At 62.6% G+C, this 21,232-nt stretch carries 15 protein-coding genes, 1 tRNA gene and 1 pseudogene; 9 read left to right on the forward strand and 8 right to left on the reverse strand.

Features of this window, described 5'->3' with window-relative positions:
- Positions 1–146: 146 nt before the first annotated feature.
- The 4 genes from BUS42_RS31240 to BUS42_RS31255 form a co-directional block, all read right to left on the reverse strand.
- Complete coding sequence (locus BUS42_RS31240; protein ID WP_074313620.1) at positions 147–1,952, reverse strand: redoxin family protein; 1,806 nt, start codon at positions 1,950–1,952, stop codon at positions 147–149.
- 181 nt (positions 1,953–2,133) lie between these two features.
- Positions 2,134–2,910 (reverse strand): rhamnogalacturonan acetylesterase, encoded by a 777-nt coding sequence (locus BUS42_RS31245; protein WP_216821101.1) that lies wholly within the window; start codon positions 2,908–2,910, stop codon positions 2,134–2,136.
- Positions 2,911–2,951: 41 nt separating this feature from the next.
- Positions 2,952–4,373, reverse strand: a complete 1,422-nt coding sequence (locus BUS42_RS31250) for a DUF1501 domain-containing protein (protein ID WP_074313622.1) — start codon at positions 4,371–4,373, stop codon at positions 2,952–2,954.
- A gap of 24 nt (positions 4,374–4,397) precedes the next feature.
- On the reverse strand, positions 4,398–7,514 hold the full coding sequence (locus BUS42_RS31255) for a DUF1553 domain-containing protein (RefSeq protein WP_254053909.1): 3,117 nt from the start codon (positions 7,512–7,514) through the stop codon (positions 4,398–4,400).
- 236 nt (positions 7,515–7,750) lie between these two features.
- Between BUS42_RS31255 and BUS42_RS31260 the strand changes: the two genes are divergently transcribed.
- From BUS42_RS31260 to BUS42_RS31285, 6 genes are all read left to right on the forward strand, one after another.
- Entirely contained in the window at positions 7,751–8,248 is a 498-nt protein-coding gene (locus tag BUS42_RS31260; protein WP_074313624.1) for an RNA polymerase sigma factor, read from the forward strand.
- Entirely contained in the window at positions 8,221–8,706 is a 486-nt protein-coding gene (locus BUS42_RS31265) for a hypothetical protein (protein ID WP_074313626.1), read from the forward strand. The genes BUS42_RS31260 and BUS42_RS31265 overlap by 28 nt, the downstream gene beginning before the upstream one ends.
- 268 nt (positions 8,707–8,974) lie before the next feature.
- Positions 8,975–10,411 (forward strand): hypothetical protein, encoded by a 1,437-nt coding sequence (locus tag BUS42_RS31270; protein WP_143206580.1) that lies wholly within the window; start codon positions 8,975–8,977, stop codon positions 10,409–10,411.
- A gap of 166 nt (positions 10,412–10,577) precedes the next feature.
- Positions 10,578–11,480 (forward strand): aldo/keto reductase, encoded by a 903-nt coding sequence (locus BUS42_RS31275; protein ID WP_083670844.1) that lies wholly within the window; start codon positions 10,578–10,580, stop codon positions 11,478–11,480.
- A 128-nt stretch (positions 11,481–11,608) separates the two neighbouring features.
- Entirely contained in the window at positions 11,609–12,457 is an 849-nt protein-coding gene (locus BUS42_RS31280; RefSeq protein ID WP_074313630.1) for a YitT family protein, read from the forward strand.
- A gap of 262 nt (positions 12,458–12,719) precedes the next feature.
- A tRNA-Leu gene (locus BUS42_RS31285) sits at positions 12,720–12,806 on the forward strand.
- Positions 12,807–12,937: 131 nt separating this feature from the next.
- On the opposite strand, the gene BUS42_RS43205 is transcribed toward BUS42_RS31285, so the two are convergent.
- Entirely contained in the window at positions 12,938–13,183 is a 246-nt protein-coding gene (locus BUS42_RS43205; RefSeq protein ID WP_143206581.1) for a hypothetical protein, read from the reverse strand.
- A gap of 119 nt (positions 13,184–13,302) precedes the next feature.
- On the reverse strand, positions 13,303–13,734 hold the full coding sequence (locus tag BUS42_RS31290; RefSeq protein WP_074313632.1) for a hypothetical protein: 432 nt from the start codon (positions 13,732–13,734) through the stop codon (positions 13,303–13,305).
- Positions 13,735–14,190: 456 nt separating this feature from the next.
- Here BUS42_RS31290 and BUS42_RS31295 point away from each other — a divergent pair, with 456 nt between their 5' ends.
- Positions 14,191–14,682, forward strand: a complete 492-nt coding sequence (locus BUS42_RS31295) for a hypothetical protein (protein WP_143206582.1) — start codon at positions 14,191–14,193, stop codon at positions 14,680–14,682.
- 1,532 nt (positions 14,683–16,214) lie between these two features.
- Here BUS42_RS31295 and mug read toward each other — a convergent pair.
- Both mug and BUS42_RS31310 read right to left on the reverse strand, forming a co-directional pair.
- A complete protein-coding gene (gene mug, locus BUS42_RS31305; RefSeq protein ID WP_074313637.1) occupies positions 16,215–16,721 on the reverse strand; it encodes a G/U mismatch-specific DNA glycosylase in 507 nt (168 codons plus the stop codon).
- A 63-nt stretch (positions 16,722–16,784) separates the two neighbouring features.
- Positions 16,785–17,024: pseudogene (locus BUS42_RS31310) on the reverse strand (2-oxo acid dehydrogenase subunit E2); the annotation flags it as partial.
- Between the two features lie 234 nt (positions 17,025–17,258).
- Between BUS42_RS31310 and BUS42_RS31315 the strand changes: the two are divergent.
- A complete protein-coding gene (locus BUS42_RS31315) occupies positions 17,259–17,834 on the forward strand; it encodes a TetR/AcrR family transcriptional regulator (RefSeq protein ID WP_074313639.1) in 576 nt (191 codons plus the stop codon).
- A gap of 82 nt (positions 17,835–17,916) precedes the next feature.
- Positions 17,917–21,219, forward strand: coding sequence for an efflux RND transporter permease subunit (locus tag BUS42_RS31320; RefSeq protein WP_216821102.1), 3,303 nt, complete (start codon positions 17,917–17,919; stop codon positions 21,217–21,219).
- The last annotated feature ends 13 nt before the right edge of the window (positions 21,220–21,232 follow it).

Genomic DNA, 21,232 nt, shown 5'->3' on the forward strand with positions numbered 1-21,232 from the left:
GCTCGACGGGGAAAGAACGCATCCCCTTGCTCACACAGAGTGATGCGTCGGACATGCCGCGGAGAAATCGCGCCCAACGGTTTGCCAATGGGTGACGATCGCCGTCAAATCGACCAGGCCATGAACGCCAAGTGCGAGCCAGGTGTTCAAGGCCGTGGTGTCTCGACCGGATCGTGCGGGAGCACCGCCCCGGTCTTGGGGTCGATCGACAAGTGCAAGTCTTCGTCGTTACGGGTATAGAAGTAGAAGCCGTACATCATTTCGTTGAAAGTCTGGTCACCATTCCCAACCGTCTGCGATGAGTCGGGGTTGTACGGGTTGAACGCCGAGTTGTCAAAGTGCGCGAGGACCTCGAAGCGGGTTCCCTTGGGAAACGTTTTCGTCCCCGGCGCCCAGCGGTACGACTGCTGCCAGTCAAAGTTGTAGTTGGGAATCAAGAGCAGGGTATCGGTCAACCCGTTGGGGTGCCGGGCGAGAAATGTCATATCCTTGCCACGCGCGTGCATGTGTGCAAAGAGACCGACTCCGGTCGCGTCGAACTCGAGGCCACGGCGGGCGGAGACCGGGTGCGCCGGCGCCTGGGGAGGAATCTGGAATCGGGTGGCGGAAACCTGCTGGTGGCGGAGCTGATTCCGGACCTCGACGCGCGGGAATTTCAGCCCCACCGAGAGCCGCGCTCGCTCAGGTTTGCCCGTCGTCGTATAGTGGATTTGAAGACCGAGGACGCTCCCTTTGGGAATCAGGTACGCCGTTCCGTCGTCCAGGACCATCGGATCGCCGCCGGGCACGCGCCCGGTGATGAAGTTCTCCTGACGCGCTCGTTCCCCCACCTTGTTATAGGCGAGGTTGGCGTGGTGAACGACCCGAGAATTGTCGGAAATGATCTCGACGGACTGAACCCAGGTGTCGTGGGTAAAGAGATAGGGCAAGATCGCATAGCGATAGTCGACGGAGCCGGAGGCGGGAAGCTCGTGCGCCAGGAGCATCGTCGTGGTCAGGTCGGGCTCGCCGATCCGCCACCGCCCGGTGGGAAACTTGCGTGGTTTTGGTTCTTGCGCGGTGTCGCCTCGGGGCATTCCGCCCTGGATCCACCGGAGGAACGTTTCGCGTTCCCGCTCGCTCAGCCCGCGGCGGTTGGCGAACGTCCCGTGCTTGTCGCTCGCGAACCAAGGGGGCATCCGTCGGTCGGCGACCACTTCCGCAATCATCGCCGACTGTGAGACGACGTCACGATAACTGATCAACGGGAACGGTGCCTCGGTTCCCGGATGATGGCAGTCCTGGCAGTGCCGTTGAACCAAAGGCGCGATCGCTCGGGAGTACGTGGGGACCAGTCCCTGCCCGAGCGGAACAGCGGCTGTGATCAGGCATCCATCCACGGTTGTCGCTTCGCGTGCGACCGCACGACCCGCAAGGAGGTCATCAAGGGCGTCACGGAGATCATGTCGGTCGGCCCGGGGGCGCTCACCGGTCAAACGGAACTGATCGTCGATCCGGCCGCGATAGCGGATCCGGTAGTCGGAGTCGAGGACCACGGTCTCCGGAGTACGCTGCAAGCCGAGCGACTTGGCACAGATGGAGTCAATATCTTTGACAAACGGAAATTCTGTGTTGGTTTCGACGGCTTGCGTGGCCATCGCGACGATCGTGTCGTCCGGACCGACGTTGAGGGCCAAGAACTGGACGCCGCGGTCGCGATACTGTTTCTCGAGCTGAGCGAGCACCGGCAAGTAATGCTGCACGAGGGGACAGGTCGTGTTGGTTGCGACGATGACGAAGGCTTTCTTGGCGGCGAAGTCGTCGAGCGATCGAGTGAGGAAACGCGTGTCCTTGAATTCCAGGTTGGCAACCCGTTGGCCGATGGGACTGCGGTCGTCGTTGGCCCCACTGGCGGATTGCGCGACGAAGAGAGCGAGAATCATCGCCGGCCGCATCAGACGTCTTCGACGCATCGTCCTCGTCTCCCGGTTTCAGGCTCCAATCGAGAGGAGCCTTGATTGTGACCGAGGAAACGTGTGGGGGCAACGGACTCGATGAGAATCGCGACCGTGAGGTGAATCGCCAGACCTACGGACAATTAGTCGGCGGCATGAGTTTAATGTGTTTGTGGTAAGAATGTTTTGATGTTTTTGGTCAATCGAGCCGGTCTGCCAGAGCGGGTTCAACTTTCTTGAGCTCTTGGATGACGAGGTCAGCCATGGGTTCTCCCCCTTTGGGTGTGAGGTGGGTTCGGTCGGCCCCCCCCGTTTTGACGTCCTTCGGGTTGAGGACCTCGGCGGCCTTGGGACCCATCGTGTTGAGCCGTTCGATGCTTCGCGCATGGAGATCAATCACAGGGACCGACTTGGCTCGACCCAAACGCTTGACGGCATCGACATAGGGACTCAGGTCCGATTCGATCTTTCCCGCGCGCGAGAAACGCCGGCGCGTCATGGAGGTCACGAGGATCGGTTGGGCGCCGACTGACTTGGTTTCATCAATGTACCGTGTCAAAAATTGCCGATAGGTTGTTTCCGGGTCCGTCTCCCGTTTGGGTCCTTTGCCTGGTTGATCGTTGTGGCCGAACTGGATCAGGACGTAGTCGGGTTTTAAGTCCAACGCTTTCCGCCAATGACCTTCGTCCCGATAGCTCCGTGAACTCCGACCTGAGCGGGCCATGTTGATGCACTCGACCCCTGGACCAACCCGCTTGGCAAAACTCGGACCCCACCCCGAGCCGTCGGCCACCGTCGAGTCACCGATCAGGACGATTCGTAGGCTTTTCGCTTGGGCCGGCTTGGTTGCGTCGCGTGCCTCAAGATCCTGGGCCATCAGTGTGGATATGGAGGTCTGTGCCGCGAGCAAGAGCAAGATCCCCCCTGCTCCGCGAGCCGTTCTTATGAAGCGGAAGGCCGGGCCTGATGGCGTCATGACTCTGCTCCTCGTGGAGTGACGTTTCCCCACCGTTTCAATCAGGCGAGAATGCCTCGAATGACATTGCCATGCACGTTCGTGAGCCGTCGTTGAATGCCGTTGTGATAATATGTGAGGCGTTCGTGGTCGACTCCCAGCAACTGGAGTACGGTGGCGTGAAAGTCATGCCAGTGGACCGGATTTTCAACGGCCTTCCAGCCGATATCGTCGGTCGAGCCGTAGGCGAAGCCGTGCTTCAAGCCCGCGCCCGCCATCCAGACGGAGAAACCATTCTGATTGTGGTCGCGGCCCTTACCGACGACGTCTGAGGCCGATTGCGTGAACGGGGTGCGGCCGAACTCGGTGGTAAAGAGGACGAGGGTGTCGTCGAGCAGACCGCGGCGCCGCAGGTCCTGGATCAGCGCCGCGACCGGGCGATCGATCCTGAGTGCTTCCTGACTGTGATTCTGCTTCATGTCCTCGTGGCCGTCCCAGTTTCTTCGCGGGCTGCCGAACGTTCCTCCCGAGAAGAGTTGCACGAACCGGACCCCGCGTTCCAGGAGTCGGCGCGCGATCAGGCACGAGCGGCCGAAGTCGGCGGTCTCGGGCCGGTCCAGTCCGTAGAGGGCCTGGGTCTTGGCCGGCTCCCCTTGGAGATCCGCCACCTCGGGCACAGCCAACTGCATCCGGGCGGCCAGTTCGTAGCCGCGGACCCGAGCGGCGAGCATGTCATCGTTGTCGTGGTCACGCAGATGTTGATGGTTCATCGCGGCGGCGAGGCTGCGCGCGGCCGCCTCGGCGTCCGGCGCGATCGGCCGCGCGGGGAAGAGGTCATCGATTGGCGGGCCGTTGGAACGGATGACGACCCCTTGGTGCCGAGCGGGTAAGAATCCGTTGGTCCAGTTAATGGTGCCACCCGGGGGGCGCTCACGGGCGTCCGGGATGACCACGAACGCGGGCAAGTCGTCCGCTTCACTTCCCAGGCCGTAGCTCATCCAGGCTCCCAACGTGGGAAACCCATTGAGCCGAAACCCGCTGTTCTGCTGAAACGTGGCCGGCGTATGGTTCGACGTCTCGGCAAACATTGAATGGATCACGGTGAGCTCATCGGCCACCGTCGCGATCTCCGGGAACAGGTCCGAGACCCAGAGGCCGCTCTGGCCGCGCTGGTGGAATTCCCAGTCGGGCCGACGGAGTCGGCCCACCTGGCCAAAGAAGACATCGGGCCGCTCGGTCGACGGCAGCGCCTTTCCGTGGGCTTCGATGAGCCCCGGCTTGTAGTCGAACGAATCCACTTGGCTCAAGGCGCCGACGAGGCAGATGTGGATCGCCCGAGTCGCCTTGGGAGCGAAGTGGGGACAGGGAGATACCGACTCGCCCGGCACGGCCGCCTGGACGATGCGTTCACGGAGCATCAATTCGGCGAGCGCAGCACCGCCGAGACCGTTTCGGACCCAAGAGAAGAACTCGCGACGGTCCATTCGGCCCCCCTTAACCCACCTGGTTTAATCAATATAGAGAAATTCATTGCTATTGAAGATGGCGCGGGCCAGGACGGGCAAGCCGTGGCTCACCACGACCTGACGGGCCCGCTCCCGCTCGGCGGCGTCGGGTGCGCGGCCGAACGCGAGCTGATAGGCTCGCTCGACTTGCCGCTCGACGTTTTCGCCGGCCTCGTTCCGCAGTCGCTCCCCGGTACGCTCGGCCAGGCGGAGCGTGAGGTCGTTGTTGAGCAAGGCGAGGGCCTGCAATGGGGTAATCGTGACCGCACGCCGGGGAGCGGTCGTCGAGGGGTCTGGGCAGTCGAACGCATCGAGAAAGAGGCTTCGCCCCCCTCGCGCCCAGGTCCGGTAGATCGTCCGCCGATCGAACTCGGGGCCGACCGCCTCGATCGGGGTGTACAGGGTCGACGCCGCGCCGTTGACACTGGTGACTTTGAACTCACGGTAGCCCGGGCCCCCTTGTTGCGGGTTCAAAACGCCCGCAACGGCTAGCATCGCATCGCGAACGGCCTCGGCCTCGAGCCGCTGAGGTGCCTTCCGCCAGTGCAGCCGGTTGGCTGCGTCCTGCTTCGCGGCATCGGGATTCAGCCGGGCGGACTGGCGATAAGTCGCCGAGGTCACGATCTGGCGATGGACCTGCTTGAGGCTCCAGCCCTGCGAAACCAGTTCGGCGGCGAGCCAGTCGAGCAACTCGGGATGAGAAGGCTGCCCCCCTTGGAACCCGAAATCGCTGGAGGTTTCCACCAAGCCGGAGCCGAAGTGCCCCTGCCAGAGCCGATTGACGATCACTCGCGTGAATAAAGGATTGCGCGAGTCGGTGACCCAAGCGGCCAGCCGGCTCCGCCGTTCGCGATCGATCGCGTCGGGAGCGAGCCCGAAGTCGGCCGTCGGTCCGGTCACTGATGGCAGGCCGCCGGCCGCGATCAGCTCGGCCGGCTGTGCGGCATCGCCGCGGATTAGGCGATGAACCGGCTCCGGCGGGCGTGGCGTATTCGCGTAAACCTTGCGGACCTTCGTTTCGACCAAGGACCAGAGTGAGTCGAGCTCAGCCAGCAGCCGGGACCGTTCGGCTCGCAGTTCGGGCGTGAGCCGCGCTTCGAGCGCGGCGGTCGCACTGAGATCGCGTTGAGAATGCGCCGAGCTCGCGACCTCCTCCGCCGTGAGCGCCCGATCGTACAAGCGCGCTCGGAGCACCTGTCCGCCCAGCGTGGTTTCACGCGTGGGAAGGCCGTGTCTCAAGCCAAAGACGACCTGAGCCTGGCCCGCGGCAAACGTGGTGAGCTTCGGCGACCGGTACGGGGTCCCGTAGACTTTGCCCTCCCGGTAGGCGGTAATCGTGCCATTCTCGTCGTAGACGATCGCAAGATGGATCGGGCGGTCGACCGCCTCGTGTTCCTCGGAGCCGCGGAAGCTCTGCGTCCGCGCGTAGTTCTCACTGCCGGCCATCCAGCGGCGCGGTTCGCGCTCGGCGAAGACGATCGTGTCGAACAGGCGGCCGTCGAGCGTCTGCACCCCGATGACTCCGCCCCCGGCTTGTTCGAGCCGGTCGAGCCTGACCCAGGCTTCCAGCGTTTTCGCCTTGAGGTCCACCGTCAGCGGAACCGTGCTGGCAAAGCTCGAAGGGGGATGGAGTTTGAGCCCGTTGCGCCCGAGCTTGGCCCCCCCTTGGAGGGCGCTCGTCAGCTTGCCGACTTGGTCGTGCTCGTCTTGATCGAAGTCCCACCGCGCGATCGGGGTCGGGGGCGTCGAATCGGATCGGTTGGTAGTCGTGGACGATAGCTGCGTCGGGCTGGTCGCTTCAATCGCGAGCACTCGGCGCTGCAGTTCGGGAATACGCCGCCGCGCCGTCTGGACGTCCGAATCCCGCGGTGCCACGTCCTGGACGCCGTGCCGGACTCCGGCCAGTGAGGCGACGATTCGGTAGTAATCGACCTGGCGAATCGGGTCGAACTTATGATCATGACAGCGAGCGCAATGGATGGTCAGACCGAGGAAGGTTTGGCCGACGGTGCTGACCATGTCCTCGAGCTCGTCCTGACGGACCACCTTCCGCATCGCAGCGCTCTGCTGGCTTTGTCCCACACTGTCGAAGGCGCCGGCGACCAGGAACCCGGTCGCTTCCACGGCCTGCGACTCGTTGGGCCTGAGCGCGTCGCCCGCGAGTTGCAACCGTGCAAACTCGTCATAAGGGGTGTCCCGGTTGAGGGAATTGACGACCCAGTCGCGATAGGGCCAGGAATCGGGCCGGAATTCATCGTGTTCGAACCCATTGCTCTCGCCGTAACGCGCGAGGTCGAGCCAGAGCCGTCCCCAACGCACCCCGTACTGGGGAGAGGCGAGGTACCGATCGACCAGTCGTTCGTACGCGTCGGTCCGCGACTCGTGCATGAACGTGTCGACCTCCTCCGGAGTCGGCGGCAGTCCGAGCAGGTCGAACGAGAGCCGACGGATCAGAGTCCGCCGATCGACGGGCGGTTGCGGCGTGAGTCGCTCGGTTTCGAGCCGATGGAGAATGAAGGAATCGATTGGGTTCTGGCACCAAGATGAGTCAATAACAGCCGGCGGCGTGGGTCGGACGACGGGCTGTAATGACCACCAGTCCAGGCCGGCTCGCTTCTCTGTCGTCGACCGAAATGTGTCGATCGGGTCCAGGCCCCACTCGGCCCCGCCCGCGATCCAGCGCCGCAAGGTGGATTTCTCCGCCGCCGAGAGTTTCACCTTTGGCGGCATCGTCCCGTCGGCCACCTGCTCCCAGAGCAGGCTTTCATCGGGCTTGCCGGGGACAAACGCTTCGCCGCTGGTGCCACCGCGATGCGCGGAGGCCCGACTCGAGAGATCGAGGCCCCCCTTGGGGTCGAGTCCGGAGTGGCAATCGAGACAGCGTCGCGCCAGGATCGGCGCGACCTCACGGTCAAAGTTGAGGGGTTCCCCGGCGCGCGCAACCGGCACCAAGCCCCAATTCGCGGCGATCGCAAATCCGAGCATCGTCAAAGTCGGGAGACGCAAGGGACACCTCGAACTCGTCCATCGGAACCGGCCTTGGGCCGTCGCGCGAGCCTCAAAAAAAAATGAGGGGCTGACCTTGGCGTCGACCGCGCTACGGAGTGACGTTCCGTTCATAATCCACTCGCTCGGGAAGTCGGCCATTCTTGCAGAGTTCGCACCCTATTGCATCGAAAAACCTCCGATGTCCCTGGTTTTCCTCTCCCTTCGGGAACATCGTGATTCCAGTCCCGGGATCCGTTTTGGCATGCTTGCCGACCGCCTTTGAGAATCGTGGGACCAGGGATGGAAAAAAAGGCCAGGCGGTGGCGTCTATCAAGTGGCGGACGAACTGGGAACGGTTGGGAGGGTGCATGGCCCGCATCGAGCCGGAACTCCTGGGGTGTTTGTTTGATGAGCATGCGTCCGCGCTTGTGCTCTACGCCCGTCAATGGTCCGACCGCCCTGAGGATATCGTCCAGGATGCGTTTGTCGCCCTGGCCAGGCAACGGCATTGGCCCGAGCACGTGCTGCCTTGGCTCTATCGCGTGGTACGCAACGCCGCGATCGCGGCAGCCAGGAGCGACCAGCGGCGCCGTCGTCGTGAAGCCTTGATCTCGGCGTCCAAGATCTGGTTTGCCTCGGCCGACGAGCGAATCGACGCGACGGATGCCACAAGTCTTCTGGCTAACCTGACTTTGGAGCAACGCGAGGTGATCGTCGCTCGACTTTGGGGCGGTTTGACCTTTGAGGAGATCGCACGACTTCAGGGGTGTTCCCTGACCACCGCGCACAGGCGATATACGGCCGGACTCGCCCGGCTTCAGGAGCGGCTTGAACAACCATGGACCCTACCGACCGCGATCCCTTAGTCGATCGAAACGCCTTCGAGCAGCGCCTTGGCCAATGGCGACCCGCGGCCGGCGGCCTGGATCGGGACCGCATGCTGTTCGAGGCGGGCCGGGCCTCGGCCGGCGACGCTTCCTTGAGGCGGTTCGCCGTCGGTTCGATCGCTGGCCTTTTGGTGGTGGCTCTCGGCCTTGGTGGCCTGCTCGTTCACGAGCGGAGCCAGCGTCGATTCGTGGAGGCCGAACTAGCCGCCGTGCGGCATCCCGTGAATGTGGACCGGCCGACGTCGCCCGCGCCGACCGTGGTGGTCGCGGCCGACCCCAACAGCTATCTCGTTCTCACGCGTCGGATGATCGATTCCGCTCCGGATGAATTCCCGTTCACGGCGTCCTTGCCTGCGCCGGCCCAACCTTCCTTGCCGGATGAGCCCCCTCTCACGCCACTTCGGGCTCGCCAACTTGGACGTGTGATTGAACTTTGATTGAATGATCGCAGTATTAAATTAGCACAAATAATTGCTAATAGTGGTTAGTGTTAGTGAATTAATGAATGTAGAATTGTGGCAGAAATCGCTTTGCTTGCGTAGTGTTGCCTCCCCCCTGGGACCGCGGGCGTCCCGCCCGCATTCCCGTCTTGTTGGTAAGGCCGAGCCCAGTCCTTTGCAAACCGTTGGAAAACCAGCCTTCACATCCTGACCTGAGGCCGAACCGTTCGGCCCCAGCGCCACTCGGTACGAAGGGAGAAAGACCGTGCGCCATCTAGGTCGAACCCTGGCCGGAGCCCTTGCGCTCGTGGCCGCCTTGTCCGTGACGATCCTGGCTGAAGCAGAACTTGCCCCCAACGCTCCCCAGCCCAAGGCCTACAGCGACCCGAGGGAGCTTCGCCTCACCCCGAAGCCGGCACCGGTGCCCGCACTCAAGTACCGGCTCCTTCCCATGGAGTCGAAACGGACCCCGGGCGATGCGGCCCCGATCTATTTGCGGCTAGGAATCGAGTCGTCGATCGAGCTTAAAAAAGGGGAGATTGGCCAGAAATCCAAGGACTGGTCCAACCTACCGCTCGCCCAGTTTCCTGTCGCTGAGGCTCGGAAGTACCTCGATCCATGGGGCAATGTCTTCAAGCAATTGAAGTTCGCCGCCCGGAGGCAATCCTGCCGGTGGAATTACACGCTGTCCGAACAGAGGGAGGAAGTGATTGAGCTTGGCCTGTCCGACCTTCAAGAGATGCGCAACTGGGCCCGCCTGCAAGCCATCAAGGTCCGGTTGGAAATCGCCGAGCACAACTACGATGAGGCGGTCCAATCGATGGAGACGGGAATCGCTTTCGGCCGGCACGTTGGGGAGGGACCGGTCCTGATCAATACTCTGGTTGGCGTCGCCTGTGCTCAACTGATGCTCAGCGGCGTGGAAGAGTTGATCGCGCAGCCCGACTCCCCCAACCTCTACTGGGCACTCACCGCGTTGCCTCGACCGCTGATCTCGGCTCGAAACGCGCTTGAGACCGAAGCGCTGATGCCCGAATGGATGCTACCGGAACTCCTGGAAGCCGATCGCCCCCACGCCGATGCGGAGTGGACGCCGATCCTCGCTCGGCTCCATGCCCGGATGCAGTCGATCGCGAGCAGGGTGATGGTGACGGATCACGCAGGAGTTCATCCCGCGACGTCTACGTTCCCCGAATTGGCCGCATTCAAGGCCCAGGCACTTCCCGCGGCCAGGTCCTTCCTGAAACCGCAGAAGATCGCGTCGGACGATCAGGCGATCTTGATGTACCTGGCCGCGCGTTATCGTGAAATCTATGACGATCAATTTAAGCATGCGTATCTCGAGTTTCCCCGCGCCGTCGCGAGCGTCCAGGCGGCCGATAAGCCCGTGGGGGTCATCAAGACCGGCCCCTTCGACCCGTTCGTTTCCTTGATGCCGAGCAGCATGGCTGCACTGACGGCGGAGGCCCGGCTCGATCGGAGTGTCGCGGCCCTCCGTGTCATCGAGGCGATTCGGATGGATGCCGCCGTTCGAGGCGAACTCCCGCGCTCGCTCGACCAGGTGAAAGTCGTTCCCATCCCGGTCGATCCGATGACCGGCAAACCGTTCGAGTATCACCTCGACGGCGAAACCGCCACGCTCGTGGGGACCGACGTCGAACCTCGGATGGTGCTGAGGTATCAGCTCAGCCTTCGCAAGTGAGCGATTGTGACAACCCGAGCCACGGCGTGTTCCTCCGGTTTGAAGACTCAGGCGTGCCCCTCGAATCCCTTCCGTCGCCCGGTTATCGTGGGGTCCGTGGCGGTCGCTGACGCGATCGCCACGGACCCCTCACTGGTTTTTGGGATTGGGTCGCGAGAGTCTGCCGATGATCGAGCCTGTCGATCCCCATGGGGAAGTCGCCTCTGGGAGAATTACGGGATCGCCTGTCCCCTCATTCTTGGTGAGTCCGGCCCAGGCATTCGGCCGGCCGATCTGTCGGCTCGGCCTGGCTGCGCGCGGCGGTGCCGCGCTCACGCCGGACGACGTGCTGTACGCCCTGGACCGCGGGGTCAATTTTTTGAACTGGCCGGGTGAGTCGGACCTGCCCGGCGGCCCGGACGCGGTGAGTCGGGCCGTGGCGACGCTCGGGCCCCGGCGCGAGTCGGTCGTCGTCTCCGTCCAGTTTGGCGCACGGACGGCGGCCGAGGCTGCCGAGGAGCTTCGCACGATCCTTGCGACGCTCAAAACCGACTCCATCGACGTGCTTACGTTCTACTACGTCGAGCAGGCGGCCGAGTGGCACGCGCTGGCCGCTCCCGGGGGAGCCCTGGACTATTGCCGGGCCGCCCAGCGTGCTGGGGTCATCCGCAAGATTGGGATCACCAGCCACCAGCGTCCGCTTGCCGCCGAGATTGCGCGTAGTGGTCAGCTCGACGTCTTGATGGTCCGGTACAACGCCGCTCATCGGGGCGCGGAGCGTGAGGTCTTCCCGACGACCGATCACCTGGGTCTCCCCGTGATCGCGTATACCGCCTTGCGCTGGGGAGCCCTGCTGCGGCCGACGCCCGACGACCCCCCTACATTCGCCGTGCCCCCTGCCCCGTCTTGGTATCGATTCGCCCTCCAGTCGCCGTCGGTCTCGGTCGTCCTCATGGCCCCGCACGACCGCGCCGAGTTGGAGCAAGACCTGGACGTTCTCCACGCCTCCGAGCCGCTCGACCCCTTCGAGTATTCCCGATTGGCCGAACACGGAAACCGGGTACGCCGACACGCCGGCCGCTTTCCGTAACTTCGCCGTGAGATGCGAATGTTCAGTCCTGGGGTCCGTCTGGCCTGACCTCCTCAACCTGGCTTGACGAGCCGAAAGGTGAGTGATCCCGGTTGTCAGGTATTGGCGATTCGGGTACGTTCTATGCTATGAAACTTGCGAGACGTGAATTCAAGAATGCTTTGTTCATCATCGTTGGCATACTCTCCGCGGGGATGGGTCTGCATGGATTTCTGTTTTCGAGCCGCTTCATCGACGGCGGCGCCACGGGCGTGTCGATGTTGCTGGCAAAAGTGCTTGGATTTCCGCTCTCCGCCTTGATCGTGGTGATCAACCTGCCGTTCATCGCGCTCGGCTACCGGCATATCGGCCGAGCGTTCGCGATTCGAAGCTCCGCGGCCATCGTGGGCTTGGCGATCTGCCTCGCGACCATCCACTACCCTGACGTCACGTCCGACAAGCTCCTGACGGCGGTCTTCGGCGGATTCTTCATCGGGGCCGGCATGGGATTGGCCATGCGCGGGGGAGCGGTGCTCGACGGCACGGACGTGGCGGCGCTCTTGATCAGCAAGAACAGCCATTTGTTCCGGGTTGGGGACGTGATCCTCGGCTTGAACATCGTCATCTTCCTCACCGCCACCTTCTTCCTCGGGGCGGACTCCGCGCTCTACTCGATCCTGACCTACGTCTCGGCCTCCCGGACCCTCGAATTCCTGCTCCACGGTATCGAAGAATACACGGCGATCAACATCGTCTCCGAACGTAGCGACGCGATCCGCCAGGCAATTACCGGCATGCTTGGCCGTGGCGTGACCATCTATAAAGGTCGCAGAGGGATGACGGGGACGGACCAGGACATCCTCTTCTGCGTCGTCACCCGGCTCGAGATCGGCAAGATCATGGACATCGTCAACGAGATCGATCGGGCGGCATTCGTGTACGTTTATCCCCTGGCCGACGTCAAAGGGGGAATCCTCAAGAAGTCGGGCCACATGTAATCTCAGCGCGGGAGGAAAGACTCTCTCCTCTCGCGTACCTGTGGGACTGATCACTCCACTCTCCCTGACCCTCTCGGCCGTCGATTCGCTTTGAGTGTGGCTTCGTCGCGAGGCCTCCAGATTCGCGAGCTGCGCTGGCCGGGAGAGGCGGAGGCGTCCATGCAAGGATATGGTCTCACACTTGTAAGCGTGCAATTCCTCTGACTTTGCATCCCTCACTCTTGACGATCCTGCAAGGATCTGGTAAAAACAGTCCTGTCAGGCCGAAGTGGCGGAATTGGCAGACGCGCTAGGTTCAGGTCCTAGTGGGCTAACCATGCCCGTGGAGGTTCAAGTCCTCTCTTCGGCACTGCAATAAAAGGACTTACGTCGACGAGACGTAAGTCCTTTTCTTTTTCCCTTCCAGCCTCTACCACATTTCCATCACCATGTTGCCTTCCTGTTCGGCTTCTGTTGCCCGGTACGATTCTCGTGGTTCGATCAGAAACCACCGGAGTCGACTCGATGGCTGGGCTCAAGACCGACAGTAAAGGCAACAAGCTGATCACGTTCTGGTACGACGGCAAGCAGTTCCCTCGCTCGGCCGATACGAAAGACGTTCGAACCGCAGAGGCATCCAGGACCCACGTCGAGCACGCCATCTTTCAGCTGACTCAGCGTGACGCCACGCTGCCGGATGGACATGCCATCGCATTGCTCGCGTCGAATTGCTCCGTAGTCGTCCACCGTAAGCACATCCTGACCTCCGCGAACTGGGTGCCGCGAAAGACATCCAGCCTAAACGAAGGTGGTTACGGTCGGTCCCTTTTAGGCGCTCAGTTCCACCCCTCGCCGCCCACATCTTCTCAGCCGGGTTCCGAGTCCGCTCCGTCCGTATCGATCGGATACTGCGTGATCTCGATGCCAAGTTCGAGTTCACCAGCTAAACGAATCAACGACGGTGGAAGATAATCACACTGGACCATGACATCCCTTTGAGCAATCCCGAAGTCCAAGGTAACGCTCTCAATGCCGGCGAAATCGCGGAGTCGGGAAAGTTCATCCCTGTTGATTTCCAAGTATGCTGTTGCCTCGACAATCTGTTGAGGGAAGTCGTGGAAGTCAGCGTCACTGACAACGAACGTGATTCCCGAGGTTGAGTGTTTCTTTCCTTCGGGCTTAAGCTCCGGGAAGAGCGGCTCATCCTTGCGATAGAGTTTGCAGGCCTCGAGATGGCTCTCTGCCATGAACTGGTCGGGATCAAACTGTGTTCCATCGGCACGTAAGACTGCAACCATTGTCTGCCTCCTTCGATGCAATCGTCGTTCCCAACTCAGGGCCTACCTCAATTAACCCGACGTCACCGGCCCGATTCTAGTCGCAGACGGGTCCGTCTGGATCGCCCCCAACCCAGCCCTTGGGGATCGGAACGCCTGGCGGCGGTGAGATGCCGTTCCAGGAGTGGTCGATCTCCAGGGGAAGGACGATCAAGGGGTCCACCGTTGCTATCGACCCTTTGGTGTGGGGCGGTCCCCGATCCTTCGTCGTTCACGAGGTTCACCCATCGGTCGCCCGACGTTCGGCACGACGGCGTCCACCCCCGCTCTGGTGCAGAAGGGACTCGTTGCTCCCTGCCCCCTCTTCGACTAGACGACGGAGTCACAATCTCCGGTGTGGGAGTGGCAATGGAGCCGGAAACCGGGATAATTCCTTCCACGGCGCTGGATCATCCCATCGCGAATTGGAGGCCGGGCATGCAACCTCCCCGTTTTACCATAGCCAGGCTGCTGGTCCTGATCGTGTTCTTCGGGATCGTCTTTGCCGGGCTGCGTTCAGGCTCGAACGATTGGTTCAAGCTGATCTACAGCCTCACCTTCCTCACGCTGGTCTATGCCGCAATCGCAGCCAGGTATCGCAGGGCATTCTGGCATGGCTTTGCTGTCGCCGGTTGGGCCTACTTTGTCATTGGATTTGGACCTTGGATCGGTTCGCCATCCGGATCGCAACCGCCCGGTGTGGTGAACAGGAATCTCGTCTCATCGGTCGTCCTCGAAATCGTCTCTGGAATAATGCACCGGAGCGATGCGGCGGTGGCAGCAGGAAGTGGTCCTTTCCCGTTTGGCATCGTAGATCTACTCGAAGCCAACCGAAATGGCGTCGGTCACTGTGCGTTGACCATTCTGTTCGCCTTCGTCGGGGGCTTGATCTCCAGGAACTTGGCCGGACGTCCCAGGACCGAGGATTAGAAGCGGACTGTTCGGATGTGAGCTACACCCTCATCCGGTTCGGCTAGGGAAGATCAAGCAGATCAAAATCGAGCCGATTGACTTGGGCGTCCATTATCCTCATGCAAAGGCCGGAGGTTTTCGGCAGGTTGTACTTGGCAGGGAGCACCTTCCTGCTGTCTTGAAAGCCGATCGTATCGTTCCCCGGTTCCACTCCCGCCTCCCTCTCGTACTTCCCCTGGACGACGGCCCCCGAGACCTTGCGTCCCGTCGGGTCGAGCGGTTCGAAGTGGATGACGGCTGATCCTATCGGAGTGCCCTCATACGTTACGATCCCGTAGACCCGAGGCGGTGGGTTCTAGCTCCTCCAGAAACTCAACAGGAATGCAGAGAGCCCGACCAACACCAGCAAGGTCTTCAGGCTGAGTTGAAGCCGTTGCCGCCTTGAATTGGTCGAACTGCTGCGTCCGACCTCTTCGCCAGAAATGGATGCACCCTCCACGGGAGGATCGGGGCGTTCCTTTGATGATTTGACCCAGGCCGAATTCAGCGAGTGTTCAGAGAATCAGCATCCCGGTGTCTAGCGACTGTGGCTTGTATCCTCCCATCGAGCCGAGGGCGTCGGCCCATCAGCCCCCTTTCGGCCGGTGGGCCTCCACAGCCACACGCGGCAGCAAGCCAGCACCAAGAACCCGAAGATTCCGACGTACGGGAGTAACCTCGTGAGGGCAGGCGGCGTCACGATCGTCCCCACGACCTTGTTCAGTTGCCAGCCAGCCAAGCCCAGCCAAACCCACACAGGAATCGGCCTGACCCAACCCAGGGAGGACACGTTCGAGGTGCGGGTTTCGGCCCTGGTCACCCCGCCGATGAAACACTTGCACCGCGAACAGATGATCGTCTTCCCAACGGATTCATCCGATATCCCGATCGCCAGGTTGCAATTGGGGCAGCGGACGAGCTTCTGCCAGGCTGTGGCCTTGGGATACTCGGCGAGGCACGCGGGACAAACCGAGATCTCGGGGCCATCGATCAGATCGCCCGCGAATCCGCAGGTGGGACAGCCCCCCTCGTCGGTCGTGGCGGCCAGTTGGTCAGTAGACGCGACCCACCCAAGGACGAGATCTTCGTCGGTACTCCCTTCCAATGGAAGATCGCTATCCCTGCCCGTTGTTGAGCAACCTGGATCGACGCTCATGGCCCGGAGCATACCACAATTGTCTGGAGCGACGTACCTTTTACGATGGTCAAATCGATGGGGAGATGTGCCGCCGACTGGGGCTGATGAGGCCACGCACTGTCTGCCCCGGAGAGGCGGTATGGATTTGTCGATCCGCCCTCGAACCCGACTCCGCCAAATTGCCTCCAGAGCGTTGACGCTCCAACCGGCATTGTCGTTAAAGGCAGGTCGGCTTGGCTGACGAGGTTTCAGCCGCAGGCCCGGTGGAATACGCTCATGGGATATCGAATCCAGATGACAATTCTAATAATGAAAACAATGTATAAACGTCATTTTAGTTGAAGCATGACGTCTCGATCGTCGAGACCAGGCGTTACCCCAGTGCCATCCGGAGTTGACGGTAGGCGAGCACGAGGTCATCAAGGCTGAATGCGCGATTCCGCCCGCTGGGATTCGGCAGCACCCAGACCGATGCGCCACCGAAGGCGGTAGGTTGTGGACCCCAATGGACTTCCCGCTGGTGAGATAATGCCGAATAGGCGGCCTTGCCGAGAAAGGCGACGTATTGCGGCGCATACTGCTCAATCTTCTGCTCGAGTCTCGCAGAATTTGCGGTGAATTCATGTTTTGATAGCTCATCGGCCCCCGCTGTGGGGCGTTCCACCGCCGTCGTGAGCCCACAGCGATACTCCAGGAGCGATCGATCGTTCTCGGGGAGTATCTGGTCCGGGGTAAACCCGGCGAGGTGGATCACACGCCAGAACCGGTTACTCCTTCCTGCGAAATGATGTCCCGTCGTTGCCGCACGCAGGCCAGGGTTGATCCCGCAGAAGATCACCCTCAAGTCCTTTGCAATCACGTCGGGAAGTGGACCGTCCATTCGCCCCGCTCCTTTCTCGATGCCCAGCCGCCACTCATCGCTCCGAGAGACGTCTTGGCCATGTCACTCGGTCGGGCCCCTTCTCAAATCCAATTTGAGGCAAGTCGGATCCTCCAACGCCTCCTTGCCATCGACAACGCGGTGGTTGTGCGTGAGCGCCAGATCCATCATTGGGCGGATCTCGATCTTGGCGTCCACCACCCTCGTCCGCTTCCGGATCGGGTGCATGCCGAGGACGCCCGATTGCGGTGAATTCAGGACCGGCGCCGACATCAGCGAATCGTAGACGCTCTCGTCGGTGATGTTACCGCGGTTTACCGTCGGATGGCGCACGGATCATGACTTGAGATCGAGTGGCCCGCATGGAGGCTTGCTTCGCGACTCTTCGAACAAAACTTTGGCCTCCCATTGATTGCCTATCATCTAGTAGGTAAGATTCAGCGAGCGGGGCCAGAGAAATGACCGATGACGAGGGTCTCAGGATTGGCTCCGGGCGGTCCTGAGCGCCTCCGATGACTTCCCGATCGGAATCGAGCGATGAGCGATCGCGATACACGCAGAGAGTTGCTGGATCTGGCCGAGACGTTGGTGCGGACACGGGGATACAACGGTTTCAGCTATCGCGATCTGGCCGAGCAGATCGGGATCAAGACGGCGAGCATCCACTATCATTTCCCCACCAAGGGTGACCTGGGCGAAGCCTTGATCGAGAATGAACGGGAGGTGTTCGCCAAGAACCTCGCTCAACTCGACGCCGCCGAAAAAGACCCGAGGCGCCGGCTCGAGCGATTCATCCAGCTCTTTCAGGCCAGCACGATCGGTTGTGACAACCGAATGTGCCTGGGGGCCATGCTCGCGGCCGAACAAGAGACCTTGCCTGACGCCATGGGACAAGCGGTCCGGCGGCTCTTCGCGGCCAACGAGGCCTGGCTTGCGAAGTTGCTGGAAGCGGGGCGAAACCAGCGGCAATTTCGGTTCAACGGGTCCGCGGATCTGGCCGCCCGATCCTTGTTCTCGGCGCTCGAAGGAGCGTTGCTGACAGCCAGGGCCTTTCACGATATCGGCCGGTTCGAGGCCACCTCCCGATGGATCCTTGAGACTCTGATCGCCTGATCCGATTTTTTTTGGTCCCGATTATCTACCTATTAGTAGTTAGTCAGGATGAGACTGGCTTTGGATGGAGAGGAGCTTTGCGGTGAACTCGTCTCTAAACCCGATTGCCTTCGCGATGCGACATCCGGTCAGCGTGATGGCCGGCGTGGCGGCCCTGGCGGTCGCCAGCCTTCTCGCCGCCCAGCGCATCGCCGTCGACGTCTTTCCCGCCCTCGACTTGCCGGTCATCTACATCGCCCAGCCCTACGGCGGTATGGACCCGAGTCAGATGGAGAGCCAGCTCACTTCCTACTACGAGGGCCACTCGATCTACATGACCGGCATTCACCACGTCGAGTCGAAGAACATCCAGGGGATGGCCGTGATCAAGTTGTCCTTCTACCCCGGCACCGACATGGGCGGGGCGATGGCCGAGGCGGTCGGCTACACCGTCCGGGCCAAGGGATTCATGCCGGCGGGCACGTTGCCCCCGTTCATCCTTCGCTACGATACCGGGAGCGTGCCCGTCGGCTACCTGGTCTTCGATAGCGACCGGGCGCGGAGCGTCAGCGAGATGACGGACCTCGCTCTGTTTCGGGTGCGGGCGATCTTCGGCAGCATCCCAGGGGCCTCGGCGCCCCCTCCCGTGGGCGGCAACATCCGCTCGATCGTCATCAACCTTGATCCCGAGCGGCTGAGGGCCTACCGCCTCTCGCCCGACGACGTGGTCGCCGCCCTGAGCGCCGGCAACCTGGTCGTCCCTTCGGGGAACGCCCGCATCCACGACCAGGCCCCGATGGTGCCGTCGAATGCCATGGTCGTCGACCCGCAGGCGCTGGGGAGCATCCCCGTGAGGCCCGGGGAGAACCTCTACATCCGCGATCTGAGCACCATCACCGACGCGATGGACATCGCCACCGGCTATGCCCTGGTCAACGGCAAGCGTTCGATCTTCCTGATGGTGAGCAAGCGGGCCGACGCCTCCACGCTGGCGGTGGTCAACGCCTTGAAGGCGAACCTGACCCGGATGCAGGAGGCGCTGCCGCCGGATATGCACATCCGCTTTGAGCTCGATCAGTCGCCGTTCGTCACTCGGGCGATGTGGGGCGTCGGCAGCGAGGGCCTCCTGGGTGCCGCCCTGACGGGCCTGATGGTGCTCCTCTTCCTGCGCGACTGGCGGAGCGTGGTGGTGGTCGTGCTCAACATCCCGCTGGCCTTGATGGGTGCCCTGGTGGCGCTCTGGGCGACGGGGCAGACGATCAACTTGATGACCCTGGGTGGCTTGTCGCTGGCCGTGGGCATCCTGGTGGACGAGGCCACGGTCGAGGTGGAGAACATCCACTCACAGATGGAACACACCGACTCCGTGGCCGAGGCGGTACGGCGGGGCAATGCCGAGACGGCGGTCCCCCGGCTCCTGGCCATGCTCTGTATCCTGGCCGTGTTCCTGCCGGTCTTCGCCATGGAGGGGGCCGTCCGCAACATGTTCGTGCCGTTGGCCCTGGCCGTCGGCTTCTCGATGATCACCTCGTACGTGCTCTCCAGCATGTTCGTTCCGGTCATCTCGGTCTGGTTGATCCGACGGCACGGCGTCGCTCCGAGCGACCAAGGCACGCCACCCTCGGGCGCCTCAGGACGTCTCCCGCAGGCGTATGACCGTGTCCTCCGGGCGCTGATCGACAACCGCAAGAAAGTGATGGTGGGTTACCTCGTCGCGAGCGTCGGAACGCTGGTGCTCGTGGGGAGCCGGGTCGGCCGGGAAATCTTTCCGGCGGTCGACACTGGACAGTTCCTCGTCCGCCTCCGTGCCCCCACCGGCACGCGGATCGAGCGGACCGAGGAGATTGCCCGGCAGGCCCTCGACGTCATCGCCGCCGCGGCCGGGGCCGACGCGGTCGAGGCCACGGTGGGCTTCGTCGGGGTGACGCCGGCCACCTTCCCCAACCAGAGCGTCTATCTCTGGACCCGGGGCCCTGAGGAAGCGGTCCTGCGGATCGCCCTGAGACATGACAGCGGGGTAAGGGTCGAGGCGCTCAAGTCCCGGCTCCGCCGCGAATTGCCGGAGCGGCTCGGCTCGTGGCTGGAGGCGAAATGGCGGAGCGAGGGGCTGGGCTCCGACGAGGTCTCTCGGCGACGGCAGGCCCTCCGCTTCTCGTTCGAGCCGGCCGACATCGTCAACGAGGTCATGAGCTTCGGCTCGCCCACCCCCGTGGAGCTGCTGATCCATGGCCCGAACCTCCGCGATGACCTCGCGTACGCCCGGAAGGTGCGGGCCGAGTTGGAGAAGGTGCCGGCCATCCGTGACCTCCAGTTCGGGCAGGCGCAGGACTTCCCGACGGTCGAGGTCACGATGGACCGGGAGCGGGCCGGCCTGAGCCAGGTCACGGTCCAGGCGATGTCGCGTGCGCTGCTGTCGGCCACCTCCTCGAGCCGGTACGTCGTCCAGAACTTCTGGGCCGACCTGGCCTCGGGCAACGGCTACCAGGTGCAGGTGCAAGTCCCGCCGCCCCGCCTTGATTCGGCGCAGGAGGTCGGGGTGATCCCGGTCAAGCAGACCCCGGGCAACCAGGTCTTACTCCGTGACGTGGCCCGGGTCCGCGAAGGGGCTCGGCCCGGCGAGTATGACCGGCTGGACATGCGTCGGTATATCAGTTTGACCGCCAATATCGAGGGGAGCGACCTGGGTCGGGTGGCGACCGCCATCGATCGGGCGCTGGACCGGGCCGGCCCTCCGCCACGCGGTGTGCGGGTGGATGTGCGTGGCCAGATCGAGCCGATGCGGCAGATGTTCGTCGGCCTGTCGGTGGGGCTGGTGTTGTCGGTGGTCTCCATCTTCCTGCTTCTGACCGCCTACTTCCAGTCGACGAAGCTGGCACTGGTGTCCGTGGCGGCGGTCCCGGCGGTTCTGGCCGGCGTTGCGGTTATGCTTTTCATCACGGGATCGACGCTCAACATCCAGTCGTTCATGGGCGCGATCATGGCGGTCGGAGTGGCTGTGGCGAACGCCATCCTGCTGGTGACCTTTGCGGAGCGGGACCGCCGTCGCGGTTCGGCCGAGCCCGCGGTGGCAGCCCAGGCCGCGATCGAAGGGGCGCGGCATCGCATCCGGCCGGTCTTGATGACGAGCTGCGCCATGCTGGCTGGCATGGTGCCGATGGCGTTGGCGCTGGGCGAGGGGGGTGAACAAACCGCCCCACTCGGCCGGGCAGTCATCGGCGGGCTGGTGGCGGGGACATTGACCACCTTGTTCGTCTTGCCCTCGGTGTTCGCGGTGGTCCAGGCCCGGAGTCGGACCGTGTCCTCCTCGATCGACCCGAGGGATCCCGAGAGCGTTTACTTCCTCTCAGACGCCGGAGAGCCGTTGGATTGGCCCGACTCCGACCGGCCGACTGCGGTCACCTCATGAATGGAGAGTTTAT

Origin of the sequence: Singulisphaera sp. GP187 (assembly GCF_900129635.1) — a bacterium.
Lineage (GTDB): Bacteria > Planctomycetota > Planctomycetia > Isosphaerales > Isosphaeraceae > Singulisphaera.